The organism is Streptomyces sp. NPDC047049, from assembly GCF_040643995.1.
Lineage (GTDB): Bacteria > Actinomycetota > Actinomycetes > Streptomycetales > Streptomycetaceae > Streptomyces > Streptomyces mooreae.
Genome location: NZ_JBEYVM010000003.1, coordinates 672544 through 691522, shown reverse-complemented (window position 1 = coordinate 691522; position 18979 = coordinate 672544). Strand labels below are relative to the sequence as shown.

20 protein-coding genes are annotated in these 18979 nt (G+C 70.9%); 6 read left to right on the top strand and 14 right to left on the bottom strand.

The genetic code is table 11. From position 1 onward, the window contains the following. Positions 1–80: 80 nt before the first annotated feature. The gene (locus tag ABZ851_RS11040) at positions 81–473 is read right to left on the bottom strand and encodes an SCO5389 family protein (protein WP_361124790.1); all 393 of its coding nucleotides are present in this window, start codon (positions 471–473) and stop codon (positions 81–83) included. 249 nt (positions 474–722) lie between these two features. On the opposite strand from ABZ851_RS11040, the gene nucS reads away from it, so the two are divergent. Then, complete coding sequence (nucS, locus tag ABZ851_RS11035) at positions 723–1385, top strand: endonuclease NucS (RefSeq protein ID WP_042148800.1); 663 nt, start codon at positions 723–725, stop codon at positions 1383–1385. A 121-nt stretch (positions 1386–1506) separates the two neighbouring features. Here nucS and ABZ851_RS11030 read toward each other — a convergent pair whose 3' ends face one another. The 4 genes from ABZ851_RS11030 to ABZ851_RS11015 form a co-directional block, all read right to left on the bottom strand. Further along, the gene (locus ABZ851_RS11030; RefSeq protein WP_361124788.1) at positions 1507–4143 is read right to left on the bottom strand and encodes an ATP-binding protein; all 2637 of its coding nucleotides are present in this window, start codon (positions 4141–4143) and stop codon (positions 1507–1509) included. A 389-nt stretch (positions 4144–4532) separates the two neighbouring features. Beyond that, a complete protein-coding gene (locus ABZ851_RS11025; protein WP_086718276.1) occupies positions 4533–4856 on the bottom strand; it encodes an STAS domain-containing protein in 324 nt (107 codons plus the stop codon). A 147-nt stretch (positions 4857–5003) separates the two neighbouring features. Continuing rightward, positions 5004–5852 carry a 3-hydroxyacyl-CoA dehydrogenase family protein gene (locus ABZ851_RS11020; protein ID WP_336050218.1) on the bottom strand — a complete coding sequence of 283 codons (849 nt, stop codon included), beginning with the start codon at positions 5850–5852 and terminating at the stop codon, positions 5004–5006. A 212-nt stretch (positions 5853–6064) separates the two neighbouring features. Continuing rightward, complete coding sequence (locus ABZ851_RS11015) at positions 6065–6706, bottom strand: TetR/AcrR family transcriptional regulator (protein ID WP_361124785.1); 642 nt, start codon at positions 6704–6706, stop codon at positions 6065–6067. Between the two features lie 80 nt (positions 6707–6786). On the opposite strand from ABZ851_RS11015, the gene ABZ851_RS11010 reads away from it, so the two are divergent. Genes ABZ851_RS11010 through ABZ851_RS11000 form a run of 3 tightly spaced genes read left to right on the top strand, consistent with a single transcriptional unit; the run spans position 6787 to position 8955 of the window. Next, entirely contained in the window at positions 6787–7569 is a 783-nt protein-coding gene (locus tag ABZ851_RS11010; RefSeq protein ID WP_361124783.1) for an ATP-binding cassette domain-containing protein, read from the top strand. A 9-nt stretch (positions 7570–7578) separates the two neighbouring features. Further along, positions 7579–8373: an ABC transporter permease gene (locus ABZ851_RS11005; protein ID WP_361124781.1), complete on the top strand. Its 795-nt coding sequence runs from the start codon at positions 7579–7581 to the stop codon at positions 8371–8373. Between the two features lie 9 nt (positions 8374–8382). Next, positions 8383–8955: a cob(I)yrinic acid a,c-diamide adenosyltransferase gene (locus tag ABZ851_RS11000; protein WP_088800066.1), complete on the top strand. Its 573-nt coding sequence runs from the start codon at positions 8383–8385 to the stop codon at positions 8953–8955. Positions 8956–8985: 30 nt separating this feature from the next. On the opposite strand, the gene ABZ851_RS10995 is transcribed toward ABZ851_RS11000, so the two are convergent. Further along, positions 8986–9570 (bottom strand): hypothetical protein, encoded by a 585-nt coding sequence (locus ABZ851_RS10995; protein ID WP_361124778.1) that lies wholly within the window; start codon positions 9568–9570, stop codon positions 8986–8988. Between the two features lie 171 nt (positions 9571–9741). On the opposite strand from ABZ851_RS10995, the gene ABZ851_RS10990 reads away from it, so the two are divergent. Both ABZ851_RS10990 and ABZ851_RS10985 read left to right on the top strand, forming a co-directional pair. Then, entirely contained in the window at positions 9742–10977 is a 1236-nt protein-coding gene (locus ABZ851_RS10990) for a histidine kinase (protein WP_361124776.1), read from the top strand. Further along, a complete protein-coding gene (locus tag ABZ851_RS10985; protein ID WP_361124774.1) occupies positions 10974–11666 on the top strand; it encodes a response regulator transcription factor in 693 nt (230 codons plus the stop codon). Before ABZ851_RS10990 ends, ABZ851_RS10985 begins: the two co-directional genes overlap by 4 nt. 286 nt (positions 11667–11952) lie before the next feature. Here ABZ851_RS10985 and ABZ851_RS10980 read toward each other — a convergent pair whose 3' ends face one another. The 8 genes from ABZ851_RS10980 to atpE form a co-directional block, all read right to left on the bottom strand. After that, positions 11953–12396, bottom strand: coding sequence for a DUF2550 domain-containing protein (locus ABZ851_RS10980; protein ID WP_088800059.1), 444 nt, complete (start codon positions 12394–12396; stop codon positions 11953–11955). A gap of 148 nt (positions 12397–12544) precedes the next feature. Beyond that, positions 12545–12928, bottom strand: a complete 384-nt coding sequence (locus ABZ851_RS10975) for a F0F1 ATP synthase subunit epsilon (protein ID WP_018087383.1) — start codon at positions 12926–12928, stop codon at positions 12545–12547. A gap of 108 nt (positions 12929–13036) precedes the next feature. After that, positions 13037–14479: a F0F1 ATP synthase subunit beta gene (atpD, locus tag ABZ851_RS10970; RefSeq protein WP_088800057.1), complete on the bottom strand. Its 1443-nt coding sequence runs from the start codon at positions 14477–14479 to the stop codon at positions 13037–13039. A gap of 5 nt (positions 14480–14484) precedes the next feature. Further along, entirely contained in the window at positions 14485–15405 is a 921-nt protein-coding gene (locus ABZ851_RS10965) for a F0F1 ATP synthase subunit gamma (RefSeq protein WP_336050209.1), read from the bottom strand. A gap of 20 nt (positions 15406–15425) precedes the next feature. Beyond that, entirely contained in the window at positions 15426–17018 is a 1593-nt protein-coding gene (gene atpA, locus ABZ851_RS10960) for a F0F1 ATP synthase subunit alpha (RefSeq protein WP_361124770.1), read from the bottom strand. Positions 17019–17235: 217 nt separating this feature from the next. Further along, positions 17236–18051, bottom strand: a complete 816-nt coding sequence (locus tag ABZ851_RS10955; RefSeq protein WP_361124768.1) for a F0F1 ATP synthase subunit delta — start codon at positions 18049–18051, stop codon at positions 17236–17238. Then, positions 18048–18617 (bottom strand): F0F1 ATP synthase subunit B, encoded by a 570-nt coding sequence (locus tag ABZ851_RS10950; protein ID WP_311622646.1) that lies wholly within the window; start codon positions 18615–18617, stop codon positions 18048–18050. Before ABZ851_RS10950 ends, ABZ851_RS10955 begins: the two co-directional genes overlap by 4 nt. 40 nt (positions 18618–18657) lie before the next feature. Then, positions 18658–18906: an ATP synthase F0 subunit C gene (atpE, locus tag ABZ851_RS10945; protein WP_190839367.1), complete on the bottom strand. Its 249-nt coding sequence runs from the start codon at positions 18904–18906 to the stop codon at positions 18658–18660. Positions 18907–18979: the final 73 nt, after the last annotated feature.

Sequence of the window (18979 nt, the reverse complement as noted above, 5' to 3'; positions counted from 1 at the left end):
CGCCCTGCTGTAAGTGGTGCTGCCGCTGGCGCACGGCACGGTGCGGGTCACCACCGTGTGCGCAGCGGCAGCAACGTCGTTCAGCAGTCGCGGAGTTCGGGCGACTGGTTCAGCAGCTGGCCCCGGATGGACGTGAAGCGGGCCAGTCGCGCGTCCACCACCGGGTCGAGCGGGAAAACCGCGACACGGTGGCAGTTCTGAAAGGCGAGCCGCACACCGAAGTGGCGCTCAAGGGAACCACGGATGGCGTCACTCGCCAGCGCGCGCAGCAGCTGGCCGCGCGCCTGCTCGTCCGGCGGCGGCGTCTGATTGTCGGCGAACTCTCCGCCGTCCACCTTCAGCTGGGCCACCAGAGAGCTGATCATCCCCCATGCGTAGGGCAGGGAGGTCCGGACGCAGTCGACAAATGCGGCTTCGTCGACCTCGCCTCGCTCGGCCTGTTCGAGGAGGGCCGGTGAGACGTCGAGCGACATGAGGTTCTCCTCTCGCGGACCCGCCGGGACGGACGGGGCCTAGGGACGGGACTGGGGGCTTTGCGACGGAGCGTGTTCGGTTCACAACCCCCCGCTGTAACGGTATGCCGCACAACAGGCCCGCACCAGGAGATTGCACATACAACCGGCCATTGGTGAGCGTCGGGGGTGCGGGGATTTCCGCCGTAAAGGCCCGGTGACCCAGGGCGAATCGCGTGCGGGGCCTCCGGTCGAGTAGCGTTTCGCCCCATGCGTCTCGTCATCGCCCGCTGCTCCGTGGACTACGCGGGCCGGCTCACCGCCCATCTCCCCTCGGCCCCTCGCCTCATCCTGGTGAAAGCGGACGGCTCCGTCTCCATTCACGCGGACGACCGGGCCTACAAACCCCTCAACTGGATGTCGCCGCCCTGCACTCTCAAGGAGGGCGACGGGGAGGTGTGGACCGTCGAGAACAAGGGGGGCGAGAAGCTGATCATCACCCTCGAGGAGGTCATGCACGACTCCTCGCACGAGCTCGGCGTCGACCCGGGGCTCATCAAGGACGGCGTGGAGGCGCACCTCCAGGAGCTGCTGGCGGACCGGATCGAAACCTTGGGCGAGGGATACTCGCTGATTCGGCGTGAATACCCCACTGCCATCGGCCCGGTGGATATCTTGTGCCGGGACGCCGACAACCAGACCGTCGCCGTCGAGATCAAGCGGCGTGGTGAGATCGACGGGGTCGAGCAGCTCACCCGCTATCTCGAACTCCTCAACCGCGACCCGCACTTGGCGCCGGTGAAGGGCATCTTCGCGGCCCAGGAGATCAAGCCGCAGGCGCGGGTGCTGGCCACCGACCGCGGTATCGGCTGCGTCGTCCTGGACTATGACGCGCTGCGTGGCATCGAGGACGACAAGCTGCGTCTGTTCTGACCCCGCGGCCCCGGGAGCGGCGGCCCGCACAGTAAGCGCGCAGCGCGAGGGCCCGGTACGCACGTACCGGGCCCTCGTGCTGTCTGCCGCGCCCGTCAGCCGGCCGGGACGGCGCGGGCCGTCAGCCGGCCGGCACGCTCTGCGTACCGGAGCCGGAGGGGGCCGTTCCGTCCGACGGCGTGGTGCCACTGCCACTGGAGGAGCTGCCGGAGGGGTTGGCGGCCGACTGCGACGGGCTCTGGGTCGTGGGCTTGCCCGAGCTGGGGTCGTCACTGGGCGTCGGGTCCGGCGACGAATCCGTCGGGTCGTCCGTCGGCGTCGGGTCCGTCGGGTCGGCGGTCGGCGGACGCGTATGGGTCGGCGGGCCGCTGGGCGAGGTGGGCCGCCCGGTCGGCTCGGTCGGGTCGCCCGCCGGGCTCGTCGGCCCGGTGCCGGCATCGGTGGGCGAACCGCTGGTGGCGGGGTCGCTCGCGGACGGCGACGGGCTCTGCGACCGGGCGGGGGTGCCGGGCCGGGAGGTGCCGGGGCCGGTGGGCGGCAGGCTGGAGCCCGTAGCGGGCTGCTCGGCCGGCAGGTCGTTGCTGTCGCCGTCGTCCGTGGTCTGCTCGGTGCTGACCTTGTCGTCGTGCGGGTGGTCACCACCGGTCGCCCCGAGGGTGACGACGGTGCCGAGGACGGCCGCCAGCAGCGCGCCGGCACCCGCGGCCACGACATTGCGGCGCGCCCCGCCGAACACCCGCAGGGCGCCCTTGCCGCCGGTCTTGGTGCCGCTCCCGGCCACGGCAGGGACGGCCGTGGTGGCGGCGGTCGCGGAGGCGCCCCGGGCGGTGCTCGTGCCCGCGGTCCCCTCGGCCCGCGCCGCCCGCAGCTTGGCGGTCGAGGCACCGTCGCGCGGTGTGGCCGCCGGCTTCTTCCGTGCGTCCGGTGACGCCGTGGAGGCCGCGGCGAGGGCTTGCGGGAGCACCGTGGTGGCCGCCGCGGCCGCATCGGCCCGCGAACGGTCGGTGACCAGGGCCAGGGCCCGCCGTCCGGCCACCGCACCATTGCGGTCGGAGAGCACCCCGCGCAGCCCGATGGACGCCTCCAGCTCGGCGCGCGCCCGGTCCAGGCTGCCCGTGCAGAGCGCCAGGACGCCCAGCTCGTGGTGGAAGTAGGCCTCTTCGGCGACCTCCCCGGCCAGCCGCGCGGCTTCCTGGCCGTGCCGCAGGGTGCGCTCCCACGCGTTCCACCGCAGGGCGGCGGCGAACGCCGGGGCGGCCGTGCGGGCGAGCAGTACGGCCGCGCTGGCGTGCCCGCTCTCCCGGCTTCCGGTCAGTGCGCCCATGGCCGCCAGTGCCACATCGGATTCGGCGGCGGCCCGCTCGGGCGTGACCGAGGGGTGGCCGGCCCACCAGGCGTAGTGCTGAGCGGCGGTGTGCGCCCGTGCGGCCGCGCCCTCCGCGTAGCCGGCCGCCTCCAACTGCTCCTGGACGGTGGCGGCGAGCCGGTAGTGGCTGCCGACCGGGGTGATCAGGCCGCAGGCCAGCAGTTCGCCGAGGGCGGCGTCGGCGTGGGTGTCCTGGGTGAGGGCGGGCAGATGCGCCTGGTGGGGCAGCTCACCGCCGAGCGCGACGGCGAAGCGCAGCGTCTCCCTGGCGGCGTCGCCCAGCCGGGACGCGAGCAGCGGGGCGGGCGCGGCGGCCTCGCCGAGGGAGGGCAGGGGCACGTCGGCCTGCTCGCCGGGCTCGGCGTCACCGTCGGTGGCGGCGGTGGGGGTATCGGCCGCGGTGCCGGTGCCGGTGTCGGTGCCGGTGCCGGTGTGGGCCGCCCCCTCCTCGGGGAAGAGGCCGTAGCCGTCGTCGAGGGCACCCGGCGCCCCCCGCATCCGGTCACGCTGCCGCAGCAGGGCGGCGGCCTGCACGAAGCGCAGCGGCAGCCCCTCGGACTCGAACCAGAGGTCGGCGGACCAGGCCTCCTCGTCGTCGGTGAGCGGCCGGTCCACGGCGCGCTCCAGCAGCCGGGCGCAGCCGGCCCGGCCGAGACCGCTGAGGAAGACCTCTTCGAGGTGCGAGCGGGGGCTGGGCGCCGCGACGTCGGGAGTGGCGGCGATCAGGAAGGCGCATTCGGGGGTGGCGTCGAGCAGTTCGTCGAGCGCGGCGCCGCCGAACTCCAGGTCGTCCAGGACCACGATGGCACCGATCTCGGCGATCATACGCAGCAGTTCGGGCCGGTCGGGGCGGTGCTGCGGGGCCCGGTACACGGCGGCGAACAGCGCGTACAGCAGGTCGGTGACGGTGCGGTGGTAACCGGAGAGCCGGATGACGCCGTCGGGGGCGAGGTCGGCGCAGGCGGTGGCGACGGCGTCCAGCAGCCGGGTGCGGCCCGAGCCGGAGGGGCCGGTGACGCGGACCGAGCGGCCGCGGGAGAGCAGCCGGACCAGGCGTTCGGTGTCCTCGGTGCGCTCTTCGAGCACGCCCTCGTGACCGGCTTCCCCGGGCGCGCCCGGGGGCACCGGGGGTGCGGCGGCGCGGGCGGCCGCGGCGCGCTCCTGCGGGTCGAGCCTGCTGGGGGCCTCGGGGCGCTCCCCGGGCGGGCAGGGTTCTATTTCGCTGCCGTCGACGGGGTTGACGGTGACGAGGTAGGGGCCCGAGACGAGCCGGACGACGCGGGCCTGCCCGCCGGAGCCGCTGCGTGCGCCGCCCACCGCGGGGACCGGCGGCTCGGCGGGGCCGCCCTGCTCGCCGTACTCCTCGGGTCCCCGGTGGCTGTTCGGGTCCATGCTGCAAGCTCCCAGATCTGGCGTGCCGACTGCGCTTCCGGCCGTCCGCACTCCCCCGGCTCCGGCAGGTCGTCCTCAGCCGTCGCGTCTGGTCCGGTGCCCGCCGCGGATGATGACATACGGGCGGGATGCGAACCTTAGCCCCGGAGAGTGGGCAGGTGTACCGCCGGGGGGCGGCTCTGACCGGAACTTCCTGGATTGGTCGGTGTCACACGGTTTACGACATTTCCGTGGCCCCGCTCTTCAGTTTTCGTCATGCTTCGGGCGCGATCCTGATCGCCCGGGGAGCGCTCCGGACCCGGACACCGGAGCCGGGCGCGGGACGCCGGCCGGGGGCGGGACGCCGGCCGGGCCCTGTGCGGGACGCCGGGCGGCCCGCCCCGCCCGCCTCACACCCGGGGAAGCGATTCCGCTTCGATGCCGCCCTCGATGGCGAGGATGCGGTGCAGCCGGGTGGCGACGAGCAGGCGCTGCATCTGGGGCGGCACTCCGCGCAGCACCAGCCGGCGGCCCACCCGGCCGGCGCGGCGGTGCGCGCCCATGATCACGCCGAGGCCGGTGGCGTCCCAGGAATCCAGCTCGGTCAGGTCCAGCACGAGGTCGCCCCGACCGGAGTCGACGGCGGCGTGCAGGGCCGTACGGGCGTCCGCCGCGCTGCGGACGTCGAGGCGGCCCCCGACAACCAGCTCGGCGTGGTCGCCCCTGATGTGCATATGCGCTCCCCGATGTCATGGGTGGTGACGCCTGAACGTCTACAGAACTGACTGCCTCTCATACGGCGAAGTTGCCGCCTGTAAGCGAACCGATACCGAATTCACCCCTCGGGGCGACACCGCCGGCCCGAGGGGGCTGACGCGGCCTCAGTGCTCGTAGAAGCCCTGCCCACTCTTGCGACCGATATCGCCCGCATCGACCATTCGCCGCATGATCTCCGGCGGTGCGAACTTTTCGTCCTGGGACTCGGTGTAGATGTTGTCGGTGGCGTGCAGCAGGATGTCGACGCCCGTCAGGTCGGCGGTGGCCAGCGGTCCCATCGCATGGCCGAAGCCCAACTTGCAGGCGGTGTCGATGTCCTCGGCACTGGCCACGCCCGATTCGTAGAGCTTGGCGGCCTCGACGACCAGCGCCGAGATCAGGCGCGTGGTGACGAAGCCGGCCACATCGCGGTTGACGACGACGCAGGTCTTGCCGACCGACTCGGCGAACTCCCGGGCGGTGGCCAGGGTTTCGTCGCTGGTCTTGTAGCCGCGGACCAGCTCGCACAGCTGCATCATCGGCACCGGCGAGAAGAAGTGCGTACCCACGACCCGCTCGGGACGGGAGGTGACCGCGGCGATCTTGGTGATCGGGATGGCCGAGGTGTTGGAGGCCAGCACCGCCTCGTCCTTGACCAGCTTGTCCAGCGACTGGAAGATCTCGCGCTTGACGTCGATCCGCTCGAACACGGCCTCGACGACGATATCGGCGTCGGCGACGGCCTCCAGGTCGGTCGTGGTCGTGATGCGGGCCAGCGCCTGCTCGGCGTCGGCCGCCGACAGCTTGCCCTTGGCGGCGAACTTCTCGAACGAGGCCTCGATACCGCCCTTGCCCCGGGCCAGCGCCCCGTCCGTCACATCGCGGAGAACCACGTCCCAGCCCGCCTGGGCGGAGACCTGCGCGATACCGGACCCCATGAGTCCGGCCCCGATGACGGCGAGCTTCTTTGCCACTGCTGTCCCCTCACACCCTGTGCATTTGACGGTCCTGGGTGACGTTAGCGCTCGTGGGCGATCGTTTGGGGGGTAAGAGATGCGCGTCACGCCCGCCCGTCACCCGGCCACCACCCCGTAACGAGGCCCTTCGGACCACGGCGCCGATTATCCATGACGGACGTCACACCGCCGGGACCTCCGGGCGGCGCGCGGAGGGGGAGCGCCCGCCGTCAGCCGGTCGCCCGTACGGCATAGTTGAGGACCTTCTCCCCCAGCAGCTCCGCCATCTCGTCGAGGAGAGTCAGAGCCTCGCGGGAGACCTCGGCGGGCTCGCGGCCGGCGAGCATCTGCTGCGTGATCCAGCCCATCAGGCTCTGGTGCACCCAGCCGATCTGGCCCGCCATCAGGCCCGGCAGCGGATCGTCGGCCGCGGCGCCGGTCTCCTCCCGGAGCGTTTCCTCCAGGTTGAGGTGGGTCTCCTGCTGCATGTACCAGAGGCGGGCCTTGAGGGTGGGCGCCCCGTGCACCACCCGCATGAACTGGTCGTAACCCTCCATCAGGCCCACCCGCGGCGAAACCGCCTCGACCTCCTCGCGCAGCTCCCGCAGCACGGCGGCGGCCGCCGACTCCCCGGCCGCCCGGCCGCGCACAAAGCGCGAGAGCCGGTCCACGATGCCCTTGCTCCGGTCGAAGAAGAGGTCTTCCTTGGCCGGGAAGTAGTTGTAGACGGTGTTCACGGAGACGTTCGCGGCCTCGGCGACCTCCGCGATGGTCACCGCGTCGAAGCCCCGCGCCAGGAACAGGCCGGTGGCCACGTCCGAGATGTGCTGGCGGGTCTGCCGCTTCTTCCGCTCCCTGAGCCCTTCTGCCATGCCCTCACCCTACCCTTCTTTGGGCTTCATGAAATTTTGGGGGCGTTGCAATTTTTCATTCACTCTGTTTTTCTAGGGGCATGGCCGTCATCCACACGTCCGGACTCGCCCGGACCTTCACCACCCCACGCGGCACCGTCGACGCGGTACGCGGGATCGATCTCACCGCCGAGCGCGGCGAGATCCTCGGCTTCCTCGGCCCCAACGGCGCCGGGAAGACCACGACCCTGCGGATGCTCACGACCCTGCTGGCGCCCACCCACGGCACCGCGACCGTCGCCGGCTGCGACCTCGTCCGCGATCCGGCGGGCGTATGCCGCGCCGTCGGCTACGTCGCCCAGTCCGGCGGCGTCGACCCCCATGTCTCGCTGCGCGAGGAGCTGGTCACCCAGGCCCGCCTCTACCGCCTCGGCAAGGCCGAAGCCCTGGCCCGCGCCGAGGAGTTGGCCGCCGACCTGGGGCTGGGCGACCTGCTCGACCGCAAGACCGCCACGCTCTCCGGCGGCGAGCGGCGCCGGCTCGACCTCGCCATGGGGCTCACCCACCGTCCCCAGGTGCTGTTCCTCGACGAGCCGACCACCGGGCTCGACCCGGGCAGCCGCGCCGATCTGTGGGACCTGGTCCGCCGGATCCGCACCGAACACGGCACCACCGTCTTCCTGACCACCCACTACCTCGACGAGGCCGATGCGCTGGCCGACCGGCTGGTGATCGTCGACAAGGGCGTGGTGGTCGCGGAGGGCACCCCGGACGCCCTCAAGCGCGCCCACGCCGGCTCCCCCGACGCGTCCTTGCAGGACGCCTTCCTCGCCCTCACCGGGCGCCGCGCCACGCCCCACGACCCGGCCCCCGTCGCCCTCTAGGAGCCCCCCTTGTCCACCTCGACCCCCTCCTCGTCCACCTCGCCCTCCCTCTCCTCCCTCCTCTCCGACACCGCGCTGATCTTCGGCCGGTACGCCCGCCAGACCCTGCGCTCCAAGCTCCAGATGCTCTTCGGCGTGCTGATGCCGCTGCTGTATCTGCTCTTCTTCGGGCCGCTGCTGACCGATCTGCCGCTGTCCTCGTCCGGCAGCTCCTGGCAGGTGCTGGTACCCGGCCTGCTGCTCCAACTCGCCCTGTTCGGGGCCTCGTTCTGTGGTTTCGGCATCATCGTCGAGAAGCAGTACGGGGTCGTGGAGCGGATGCGGGTGACTCCGGTGAGCCGACTGGCCCTGCTGCTGGGGCGGGTGCTGCGGGACGCCGCGCTGTTCGTCTTCCAGGCGGTGCTGCTGGTGCTGGCCGCGCTGGCCATGGGGCTGCGGGCACCGCTGCCCGGCATCCTCATCGGCTTCGCGTTCGTCGCCGTGCTGACCGTGGCGCTGGCCTCGCTGTCGTACGCGCTGGCGCTGAAGGTCAGCACACCGCAGGAGTTCGGACCGGTCATCAACGCCGTGACCATGCCCTCGATGCTGCTGTCCGGGCTGATGCTGCCGATGTCGCTGGGGCCCGGGTGGCTCGATGTGCTGTCGCACTTCATGCCGTTCCGCTATCTCGTGGACGCGGTGCGCGCGGCCTTCGTGGGCTCCTACGCCTCCTCGGCCGTGCTCTACGGCGTGCTGGTGGCGGCCGCCTTCGCCGCCCTGTCCGTGACCTACTGCACCCGGGTCTTCCGCAGGTCCGCGGCGTAGGCTCGCCCCATGGTGAATCTGACGCGCATCTACACCCGCACCGGCGACAAGGGCACCACCGCCCTGGGCGATATGAGCCGCACCGCCAAAACGGATTCGCGGATCTCGGCGTACGCGGACGCCAACGAGGCCAACGCGGCGATCGGCGTCGCCCTGGCGCTCGGCTCGCTCCCCGAGGACGTCGCGGCGGTGCTGCTGCGGGTGCAGAACGACCTGTTCGACGTCGGCGCCGACCTGTCGACACCCGTGGTGGAGAACCCGGAATTCCCGCCGCTGCGCGTCGAGCAGAGCTATATCGACAAGCTGGAGGCGGACTGCGACCGCTTCCTGGCGGAGCTGGAGAAGCTGCGCAGCTTCATCCTTCCCGGCGGTACGGCCGGCGCCGCGCTGCTGCACCAGGCGTGCACGGTCGTCCGCCGCGCGGAGCGCGCGACCTGGGCCGCCTTCGAGGAGCACGGCGAGACCATGAACCCGCTGACGGCCACCTACCTCAACCGCCTCTCCGACCTCCTGTTCATCCTGGCCCGTACGGCCAACAAGGAGGTCGGGGACGTGCTGTGGGTGCCCGGCGGAGAGCGCTGAGCGGCCACCGGCTACCGGCCCGGACGCCTCCTAGCGCAGCGTCTTCTGCTGCGGCCGAGGCGCCTCCCCGGGGACCTCGGTCCGGCCGCGCGGGTCTTTCTTCTGCCAGATGAGGTAGGTCAGCGCGATCACCGCGTGGATGCTGACGATCTTCAGCGAGGTGCCCTGCCACTCGTGCAGCGAGGTCGTGTCACCCCCACCACCGACGTACCCGATCGCGGCCTGCAGCAGCCCGCACGCGACCACGGCCATCAGCACCGTGCGCAACAACAGCTTCCCCTCGTGCTTGGCGTAGTCGAGTCCGTACCGCTTCACCGGCCGCGGTCCGCCGGCGAAGCGGTACGCGACGTGCCGGTCGACCCACTTGATCGTGTAGTGGCCGTAGGCGACCGTGAAGCCGATGTACACGGCGGCCAGGCCGTGCTTCCAGTCCGCCGGCGCGCCGTTCTTCAGGTCGATCGCCGTGACGATCAGCAGGACCAGCTCCAGCAGCGGCTCCATCAGGAGCACCGCCGCCCCGGTCCGCGGCATCTTGGCCAGGTAACGCAGCGCCAGGCCGAGGGCCAGCAGCACCCAGAAGCCGACCTCGCAGGCGATGATCAGCGCGACGATCACGGCTGTCTCCTTTCAGGGCTCTCCACCGAACACCTCAAGCCTTCCAGCGGCCGCCGCCCGCCACGTCGTCGCGCGCGATGATCCGGACTGCATCTTTCGATGTAGCGCACGGCCTTCGGGGATGCCCCGGACATGGAGGCAGCGGGCCCCGGCGCCGTGTTTGATGGAGGGGTGACCGCCAGATCCCCCGCCGCGCCCGGCCGGCCGCACCGTCTCGATGTGCTCATCGCGGGCGGCGGGCTGCTCGGCGGGCTGCTGCTCTGGGCGATGAATCTGCACGGCGGGCCCTCGCGCCTGGGGCTGTCCCCCTCGCTCACCCTGGTCGCGCTCACCGTGATGTCGGTGGCGGCGCTGATGCGCCGCACGGCCCCGATGGCGGCGCTGGCCCTCGCGGTGCCGGCGCTGGCGCTGGACATCGCTGCCGGCACCCTGGTCGCCACCGTCCTGATGTTCACGGACGTGGTCTATGCGGCGGTCCTCTACGGACCGGCGAACGCGGCCCGGCGGATCCCGCCGCACTCCGTCCTGGTCACCGTCCTGGCGGCCATCGCACTGACCGCGGCCTGGCAGGACCCGCAGGTCGTGATGGTCATCATCAGCATCGCGCTGATCACCATCGCCCCGGCCTGGACCGGCTTCCTCATCCGTCACCACCGCGACGCCGCGCAGGCCGCACAGCTGCGGGCCGAGCAGATCGCGCTGCTGGCCGAGATCGACCGGACGCAGGCCGTGGTCGGCGAGCGGGCCCGGATGGCACGCGAGCTGCACGACATGGTCGCCAACCATCTGTCCGCCATCGCCATCCACTCCACCGCCGCGCAGTCCATCGACGACCCGACGGCGACCCGCGAAGCGCTCGGGGTGATCCGTGAGAACAGCGTGCAAGGTCTGGCCGAAATGCGCCGTCTGATCGGGCTGTTGCGGGACCCCAAGACGGCCGACGGGGACGAGGAGCCCGCGGCGACCCCCACGCTCGACGGGCTGGACGCGCTGATCGACCAGGCCCGTACGAGCGGCGGCAGCAGCGGACTCACCTTTGCGCTGGAGGACGCCCGGAGCCCGGAGGGGCCCGGAGCCGGACCGAAGCCGACGGCGCCGGTCGCCCTGGCCGCCTACCGCATCGTCCAGGAGTCGCTGACCAACGCGCTCAAGCACGCCGCGCCCGGGGAGGTGCGGGTGCGCCTCGCCCATGACCGCGGCGGGGTGCTCACCGTCGCCGTCCGCAGCCCGTACGCCGACCGCCCCGGCCCCCGTGCGCCCGGTTCCGGCAGCGGTCTGGTCGGGATGCGCGAGCGGGCCGCCCTGCTGGGCGGAGCATTCGAGGCCGGCCCGGAGAGCGGGCCGGCCGGCAGAGTCTGGCTGGTGCGGGCAGCGCTGCCCGCCGCCGAGGAGGAAGAACAACGATGACAGGCGCCGACGCGCAGCCGATCCGGGTTCTCGTCGCCGAGGACCAGTCCGCCGTACGGGCCGGGCTGGTCCTCATCCTGCGCTCCGCCCCCGACATCGAGGTGGTCGGGGAGGCCGAGGACGGCGAGGAGGCGGTACGGCTCGCCCGCGATCTGCGCCCCGCCCTCGTCCTCATGGACATCCAGATGCCCCGCCTCGACGGGGTCTCCGCCACCCGGCAGGTGGTCGCCGAAAAGCTGGCGGACGTGCTGATACTGACCACCTTCGACCTGGACGAATACGTCTTCGGGGCGCTACGGGCGGGGGCGGCGGGCTTTCTCCTCAAGGACAGCGACGCGGCCGCGCTGCTGACCGCGGTGCGCACCGTGGCGTCCGGCGAGGGGCTGATCGCTCCGGCGGTGACCCGGCGGCTGATCGCGGAGTTCGCCAGTCCGCGTACGGCCCTCCGGCGGCCTGCGCGGGACGGCGAGACACCGGATCCGGCAGTCCTGGACCCGCTGACGCCGCGCGAGCGGGAAGTGCTGGGGTGCCTGGGGCGGGGGCTCTCGAACGCCGATATCGCGCTGCGGCTGGCCATGGCGGAGGCCACCGTGAAGACACATGTCAGCCGCCTGCTGGCAAAGCTGGACCTGCGCAGCCGGGTGCAAGCGGCCGTACTGGCACAGGAGTTGGGGGTGGACGGGCCGTAGGGGGCGGGGCGGGCCCGGGAGGGGGCAGACAAGCCGCCGGGGTGGCGCGGCGGGCCCCGGAGAGGTGGCAACGGGCCGAGGGGCGGCGCGGCGGCGGCCCGCACAAGGCCGCGGCGGCGGACGCCGTAGGGGGCGGCCGAACGCATCCCGTAGGGGACGCACGGCCCCCTTGCGGGGCCACAATCCGGCAGCGACCGAGGATATTCCCCAGGCCGCCCAGATCAGGCCACGTTCACCCTCCCCCAGACTTCGTCCGGGGGCACCCCATCCAGCGAGGCGCTATTTTCTAAGCCACATTGACTCGCTGGCCAGGCGGTGCCGCCTCCAGCCAGGCCAGGAAACCGGTGAGCGCGTCCTCGCTCATCGCCAGTTCCAGGCGGGTGCCGCGGTGCCGGCAGGCGAGCACGATGGAGTCGGAGAGCAGCGCCAGCTCTTCCTCACCCTGCGGGGTGCGGCGCTCCAGGACCTCGATGGCGGAGCGCTCCAGGAGGCGGCGCGGCCGGGGCGCGTACGAGAACACCCGGAACCATTCGACCCGGTCGCCGTTGTAGCGCGACACACCGTAGATCCAGCCCTTGCCACCGGTCTCGTTCTCCGGCACATGCCAGCGCAGACTGCAGTCGAAGGTGCCACCGGACCGCTGGATCAGCCGTCGCCTCAGTCCGAAGACGAACAGCCCCAGCAGCACCAGGACCACGACCACGCCGCTCACAAGCAGAGCGAGGACCATCTCGACCGACCTCCTCGCCTCGATGGGGGTTCCCCCGCGCCGGTCGGGCGTGGAGGAGAGTAACGCATCTGCATTGCCTCAGCCGCGGGCCGCTCCGGACAACTCCGGGCAGCCCGCGGCTGAGGATCGATCTCGTCGGCGACGGGGCTCAGTGAACGCCCGTCACCGCACGCAGCCGGACATCGGCGCGACGCTCGGCGGCCGCGTCAGCGTCCGACTTCGCTCGCTCCAGGGCCCGCTCCGCGCGCTGGACATCGATCTCGTCCGACAGTTCCGCGATCTCCGCGAGCAGAGACAGCTTGTTGTCGGCGAACGAAATGAAGCCGCCGTGCACCGCGGCGACGACGGTGCCGTCCCCGCTCTCGCCGGTCGTACGAATCGTCACCGGGCCCGACTGCAGCACGCCGAGCAGCGGCTGGTGTCCGGGCATGACGCCGATGTCGCCCGACGAGGTGCGCGCGACGACCAGGCTGGCCTCGCCGGACCAGACCTGACGGTCCGCGGCGACCAACTCGACGTGCAGCTCAGCCACGATGGCTCCTCGGGTCTCCACCTGCCTGGCTCGGCAGATGTTGGGTCAAATACTAGTGGTCGTACGGGCCGGGGGCGGCCAGGGCCGCCCCCGGGACCGGTGCCGGGGTCAGGAGACGCCCAGCTCCTTGGCATTGGCCTTCAGGTCCTCGATGCCACCGCACATGAAGAACGCCTGCTCGGGGAAGTGGTCGTAGTCACCGTCCGCGATCGCGTTGAACGCGGTGATCGACTCGTCGAGCGAGACGTCCGAGCCGTCGACACCGGTGAACTGCTTCGCCACGTGGGTGTTCTGCGACAGGAACCGCTCGATACGACGGGCACGGTGGACGGTGAGCTTGTCCTCCTCGCCGAGCTCGTCGATACCCAGAATCGCGATGATGTCCTGGAGGTCCTTGTACTTCTGCAGGATCGTCTTGACGCGCGAGGCGCAGTCGTAGTGGTCCTGCGAGATGTAGCGGGGGTCCAGGATCCGGGACGTCGAGTCCAGCGGGTCGACCGCCGGGTAGATGCCCTTCTCCGAGATCGGGCGCGACAGAACGGTGGTCGCGTCCAGGTGGGCGAACGTGGTCGCCGGCGCCGGGTCGGTCAGGTCGTCCGCGGGGACGTAGATCGCCTGCATCGAGGTGATCGAGTGACCACGGGTCGAGGTGATGCGCTCCTGCAGCAGACCCATCTCGTCCGCCAGGTTCGGCTGGTAACCCACCGCGGACGGCATACGGCCGAGCAGCGTGGAGACCTCGGAACCCGCCTGGGTGTAGCGGAAGATGTTGTCGATGAAGAAGAGCACGTCCTGCTTCTGCACATCGCGGAAGTACTCCGCCATGGTCAGACCGGCCAGGGCGACGCGCAGACGGGTGCCCGGGGGCTCGTCCATCTGACCGAAGACCAGCGCGGTCTTGTCGATGACGCCGGAGTCCGTCATTTCCTCGATGAGGTCGTTGCCCTCACGGGTGCGCTCGCCGACACCGGCGAACACCGACACACCGTCGTGGTTGTTGGCCACGCGGTAGATCATTTCCTGGATCAGCACGGTCTTGCCGACACCGGCACCACCGAACAGACCGATCTTGCCGCCCTTGACGTACGGGGTCAGCAGGTCGATGACCTTGACGCCGGTCTCGAACATCTCGGTCTTGGACTCGAGCTGGTCGAAGGTCGGCGCCTTGCGGTGGATCGCCCAGCGCTCGGTGACCTCGGACGCCGCCTCCGGCTTGTTCAGGATCTCACCGAGGGTGTTGAACACCTTGCCCTTGGTGATGTCGCCGACGGGGACGGTGATCCCGGTGCCGGTGTTGGTCACCGTGGCCTGGCGGACCAGGCCGTCGGTGGGCTGCATGGAGATCGCGCGGACCAGGCCCTCGCCCAGGTGCTGGGCGACCTCGAGGGTCAGGGTCTTGAGCTTGCCCTGCTCGGCCGGGTCGGCGACCTCGACGGTCAGCGCGTTGTAGATGTCCGGCATCGCGTCGACGGGGAACTCCACGTCGACGACCGGGCCGATGACCCGGGCGACGCGGCCCGTTGCCGTGGCCGTTTCAACAGTGGTGGTCATAGTGGTCAGTCACTCCCCGCGGTCGCGTCGGCCAGAGCACTGGCGCCACCGACGATCTCGCTGATTTCCTGGGTGATTTCGGCCTGTCGGGCCGCGTTGGCAAGCCGCGAGAGCGACTTGATGAGCTCTTCCGCGTTGTCGGTCGCCGACTTCATCGCACGACGCGTGGCGGCGTGCTTGGAGGCGGCGGCCTGCAGAAGCGCGTTGTAGATCCGCGACTCGACGTACCGCGGAAGCAGGGCGTCGAGGACGTCCTCGGCCGACGGCTCGAACTCGAACAGCGGAAGGATCTCGCCCTTGGCCGACTCCTCCGACTCCGCCACCGCCTTGTCGAGGCTGAGCGGCAGCAGCCGGTCGTCGAGCGCCGTCTGCGTCATCATCGAGATGAACTCGGTGAAGACGATGTGGAGTTCGTCCACGCCGCCCTCGGCCGTGTCCTGCTGGACAGCGTCGATCAGCGGTGCGGCGATCGCCTTGGCGTCCGCGTACGTCGGGTTGTCGGTGAAGCCGGTCCACGACTCCACGACCTTGCGCTCGCGGAAGCTGTAGTACGACACGCCCTTGCGCCCGACGATGTAGGCGTCGACCTCCTTGCCCTCGGCCTTGAGCCGCTCGGTGAGCTGCTCGCCGGCCTTGAGGACGTTGGAGGAGTAGCCGCCGGCCAGACCACGGTCGCTCGTGATGAGCAGCAGCGCGGCCCGCGAGGGACGCTCCACCTCCGTCGTCAGCGGGTGCTGGGTGTTCGAGCCCGTGGCAACCGCTGTCACCGCGCGGGTCAGTTCACTCGCGTACGGCGTCGACGCCGCCACCTGGCGCTGCGCCTTGACGACGCGCGAGGCGGCGATCATCTCCATCGCCTTGGTGATCTTCTTGGTCGCGGTGACGGAGCGGATGCGACGCTTGTAGACCCGGAGCTTGGCTCCCATGGATCAGGTCCCTTCCGTCGTCACTTGCTGGTGCCGGCCGGGGCGTCCTCGCCGAGCAGCTTGCCGTCCGAGGTCTCGAACTGCCGCTTGAAGCCGTCGACGGCCTCGGCGATCGCACCGATGGTGTCATCGGACATCTTGCCGCCCTCGACGATGCTGGTCAGGAGGTCCTTCTTCTCCCGGTGCAGGTGGTCGAGGAGCTCCCGCTCGAAGCGGCGGATGTCCTCCACCGGGACGTCGTCCATCTTGCCGTTGGTGCCGGCCCAGATGGAGATGACCTGGTCCTCGGTGGCGTACGGGGCGTACTGACCCTGCTTGAGCAGCTCGGTCATCCGCTTACCGCGCTCCAGCTGCGCCTTGGAGGCCGCGTCCAGGTCGGAACCGAAGGCGGCGAACGCCTCCAGCTCGCGGTACTGGGCGAGGTCCACGCGGAGTCGCCCGGAGACCTGCTTCATGGCCTTGTGCTGGGCGGAGCCACCGACACGGGAGACGGAGATACCGACGTTCAGCGCCGGGCGCTGGCCCGCGTTGAACAGGTCCGACTCCAGGAAGCACTGGCCGTCGGTGATGGAGATGACGTTGGTCGGAATGAACGCCGACACGTCGTTCGCCTTGGTCTCGACGATCGGGAGACCGGTCATCGAGCCGGCGCCCATCTCGTCGGAGAGCTTGGCGCAGCGCTCCAGCAGACGCGAGTGCAGGTAGAAGACGTCGCCCGGGTAGGCCTCACGGCCCGGCGGACGGCGCAGCAGCAGGGACACGGCGCGGTAGGCGTCGGCCTGCTTCGAGAGGTCGTCGAAGATGATCAGGACGTGCTTGCCCTGGTACATCCAGTGCTGGCCGATGGCCGAGCCGGTGTAGGGCGCCAGGTACTTGAAGCCCGCCGGGTCGGACGCCGGGGCGGCGACGATGGTGGTGTACTCCAGGGCACCGGCCTCCTCCAGCGCGCCGCGCACGGACGCGATGGTGGAGCCCTTCTGGCCGACGGCGACGTAGATGCAGCGGACCTGCTTCTTCGGGTCGCCCGAGCGCCAGTTGTCGCGCTGGTTGATGATCGTGTCGACGGCCAGGGCGGTCTTGCCGGTCTGGCGGTCGCCAATGATCAGCTGACGCTGGCCACGGCCGATCGGCACCATGGAGTCGACGGCCTTGTAGCCGGTCTCCATGGGCTCGTGGACCGACTTACGGACCATGACGCCCGGAGCCTGCAGCTCCAGGGCGCGGCGGCCCTCGGACTCGATCTCGCCGAGGCCGTCGATCGGGTTGCCCAGCGGGTCGACGACGCGGCCGAGGTAGCCCTCGCCCACGGCGACCGAGAGCACCTCACCGGTGCGCTGCACCGGCTGGCCCTCCTCGATGCCGCTGAACTCACCGAGGACCACCGCACCGATCTCGCGCTCTTCCAGGTTCAGCGCAAGACCGAGCGTGCCGTCCTCGAACTTCAGCAGCTCGTTCGCCATTGCCGAGGGAAGGCCCTCGACCTTCGCGATGCCGTCTCCGGCCTCGCTTACCGTGCCGACCTCCTCGCGCGAGGCCGCGTCCGGCTTGTACGCCTGGACGAAGTTCTCCAGCGCGTCCCGGATCTCCTCCGGCCGGATCGTGAGCTCCGCCATCTGGGTTCCCTGCTCTCCTTGTTGGGCCCGAAGTTACTTGCGGGTGTCCGGGGGTCTGTCCCCCAGGGGGTTTCCGCTTACGGCCCAACTCGGGCCGCCGTCATGCTTGTGCTGGTCCCCGGGGCTTCGTCCGGACCGCAAGCCGGACCGCGTGGTCCGGCCGGCTGGTCCGGCGTCCGACCGCCGGTTGTGCAGCTCTTGAGTTGGTGTGGCTGGGTCAGCCGGCCATCCGCCGGTCCGCCTCTTCGAGGCGCGCCGCGATGGTTCCGTTGATGACCTCGTCGCCGATCCGGACCTGGACTCCGCCGAGGACCTCGGGGTCCACGTCGAGGTTCAGGTGGACCTGCCGTCCGTACAGCTGCGCCAGGGAAGCGCCCAGGCGCTGCCGCTGCCCTTCACTGAGGGGCACCGCGGAGGTGACCACCGCGACCATCCGGTCCCGGCGGCTCGCCGCCAGCTTGGAGAGGGCGTCGAGCCCCGCTTCCAGGCTACGGCCCCGCGGCTGTACGACAAGACGGATGACGATGCGCTCGGTGACCGGGTTGGCCCGGCCGCCCAGCAGCGCACGCAGCAGCTCCGTCTTGGCCGCGACCGTCGCGTTCCGGTCGGTCAGCGCACCGCGCAGCTCACCGTTGGAGCTGACGATGCGGCCGAACCGGAAGAGCTCGTCCTCGACGTCGTCGAGCTGGCCGGCCCGCTGCGCGGCGACGAGGTCGGCGCTGTAGGCCAGCTCCTCGAGCGCGTCGGTCAGGTCACGCGAACCCGACCAGCGGGCGCGGACCATGCCGGACACCAGGTCGACGGCCGGGCCGCCCACCTGGTTGCCCAGCAGTCGTCCGGCCAGTTCGGCGCGCGCCTCGGCGGCCTGCGCCGGGTCGGTCAGGACCCGACGCAGCGACACCTCGCGGTCGAGCAGAGCGGTGACGGCAGCCAGCTCCTCGGCGAGCTTCGCGGCGTCGACGGACGTGTCATCCGTCAGCGCGTTGAACTGCTCGCGTGCGGAGGCGAGTGCCTCGCGGCTCGCTCCGTTCATCGTCCGGCCTCAGCCTTCGTCGCGTCGGACGCCGCCTTGGCCTCGACGTCGTCGAGGAAGCGGTCGATGGTCCGGCTCTGCCGGGCGTGGTCCTCAAGGGACTCCCCGACGAGCTTGCCGGCCAGGTCGACGGCGAGCTTGCCCACGTCCTGGCGCAGCGCCTGCGCAGCCTGCTTCCGGTCCGCCTCGATCTGGGCGTGACCGGCAGCGATGATCTCCTCGCGCTGCCGCTGGCCCTCGGCGCGCATCTCAGCGATGAGCGTCGCGCCCTGCTCCTGCGCCTCCTGGCGCAGTCGCGCGGCCTCGTGGCGGGCGTCGGCCAGCTGTGCGCGGTAGTCCGCGAGCACCTGCTGAGCCTCGGCCTGATTCGCCTCGGCTTCCTCCATGCGGCCTTCGATGAGCGTCCGGCGCTCTTCCAGAACCTTGTTGATGTTCGGGAGGAGCTTCTTGGCCAGGAAGCCGAAGACGATGAAGAAAGCGACCAGGCCGATGACCAGCTCTGGAATCGGCGGGATCAGGGGGTTCTGAGGAACCTCCGCCGCCATGTTGAAGCCCAGGGCGTTCACATCAATGCCTTCCGTCGGTCAGGGGGTTTGCAGCGGTCCGTCAGGTCCTGAAGAGGAAGCCCATGACGATGCCGATCAGGGCGAGCGCCTCACAGAAGGCGAAACCCATGATCTGGTTGGTGCGGATCAGGCCGGCAGCCTCGGGCTGACGGGCCAGGGCCTGGGTGCCGTTACCGAAGATGATGCCGACGCCGACGCCGGGGCCGATCGCGGCGAGGCCGTAACCGATCGAGCCGAGGTTGCCGGTGACGCCGGCGGCGAGGTTGACAGTCTCGAGAGCAGCGGACATGCCGTTACTTCCTTCTCTTTCACGGACCGGTGGGGGTTGGCCACCGGGCGTCTATGGGGCTGGGAAAGCGGGG

Coding starts and splice junctions, on each gene's coding strand:
- ABZ851_RS11010 (WP_361124783.1), top strand. CDS start 6,787: ATGGCCGTCATCCACACGTCCGGACTCGCCCGGACCTTCACCACCCCA.
- atpE (WP_190839367.1), bottom strand. CDS start 18,906: ATGTCCGCTGCTCTCGAGACTGTCAACCTCGCCGCCGGCGTCACCGGC.
- ABZ851_RS11030 (WP_361124788.1), bottom strand. CDS start 4,143: ATGGACCCGAACAGCCACCGGGGACCCGAGGAGTACGGCGAGCAGGGC.
- ABZ851_RS10985 (WP_361124774.1), top strand. CDS start 10,974: ATGACAGGCGCCGACGCGCAGCCGATCCGGGTTCTCGTCGCCGAGGAC.
- nucS (WP_042148800.1), top strand. CDS start 723: ATGCGTCTCGTCATCGCCCGCTGCTCCGTGGACTACGCGGGCCGGCTC.
- ABZ851_RS10955 (WP_361124768.1), bottom strand. CDS start 18,051: ATGAACGGAGCGAGCCGCGAGGCACTCGCCTCCGCACGCGAGCAGTTC.
- ABZ851_RS11015 (WP_361124785.1), bottom strand. CDS start 6,706: ATGGCAGAAGGGCTCAGGGAGCGGAAGAAGCGGCAGACCCGCCAGCAC.
- ABZ851_RS10980 (WP_088800059.1), bottom strand. CDS start 12,396: ATGGTCCTCGCTCTGCTTGTGAGCGGCGTGGTCGTGGTCCTGGTGCTG.
- ABZ851_RS10965 (WP_336050209.1), bottom strand. CDS start 15,405: ATGGGAGCCAAGCTCCGGGTCTACAAGCGTCGCATCCGCTCCGTCACC.
- atpD (WP_088800057.1), bottom strand. CDS start 14,479: ATGACCACCACTGTTGAAACGGCCACGGCAACGGGCCGCGTCGCCCGG.
- ABZ851_RS11025 (WP_086718276.1), bottom strand. CDS start 4,856: ATGCACATCAGGGGCGACCACGCCGAGCTGGTTGTCGGGGGCCGCCTC.
- atpA (WP_361124770.1), bottom strand. CDS start 17,018: ATGGCGGAGCTCACGATCCGGCCGGAGGAGATCCGGGACGCGCTGGAG.
- ABZ851_RS11000 (WP_088800066.1), top strand. CDS start 8,383: ATGGTGAATCTGACGCGCATCTACACCCGCACCGGCGACAAGGGCACC.
- ABZ851_RS11040 (WP_361124790.1), bottom strand. CDS start 473: ATGTCGCTCGACGTCTCACCGGCCCTCCTCGAACAGGCCGAGCGAGGC.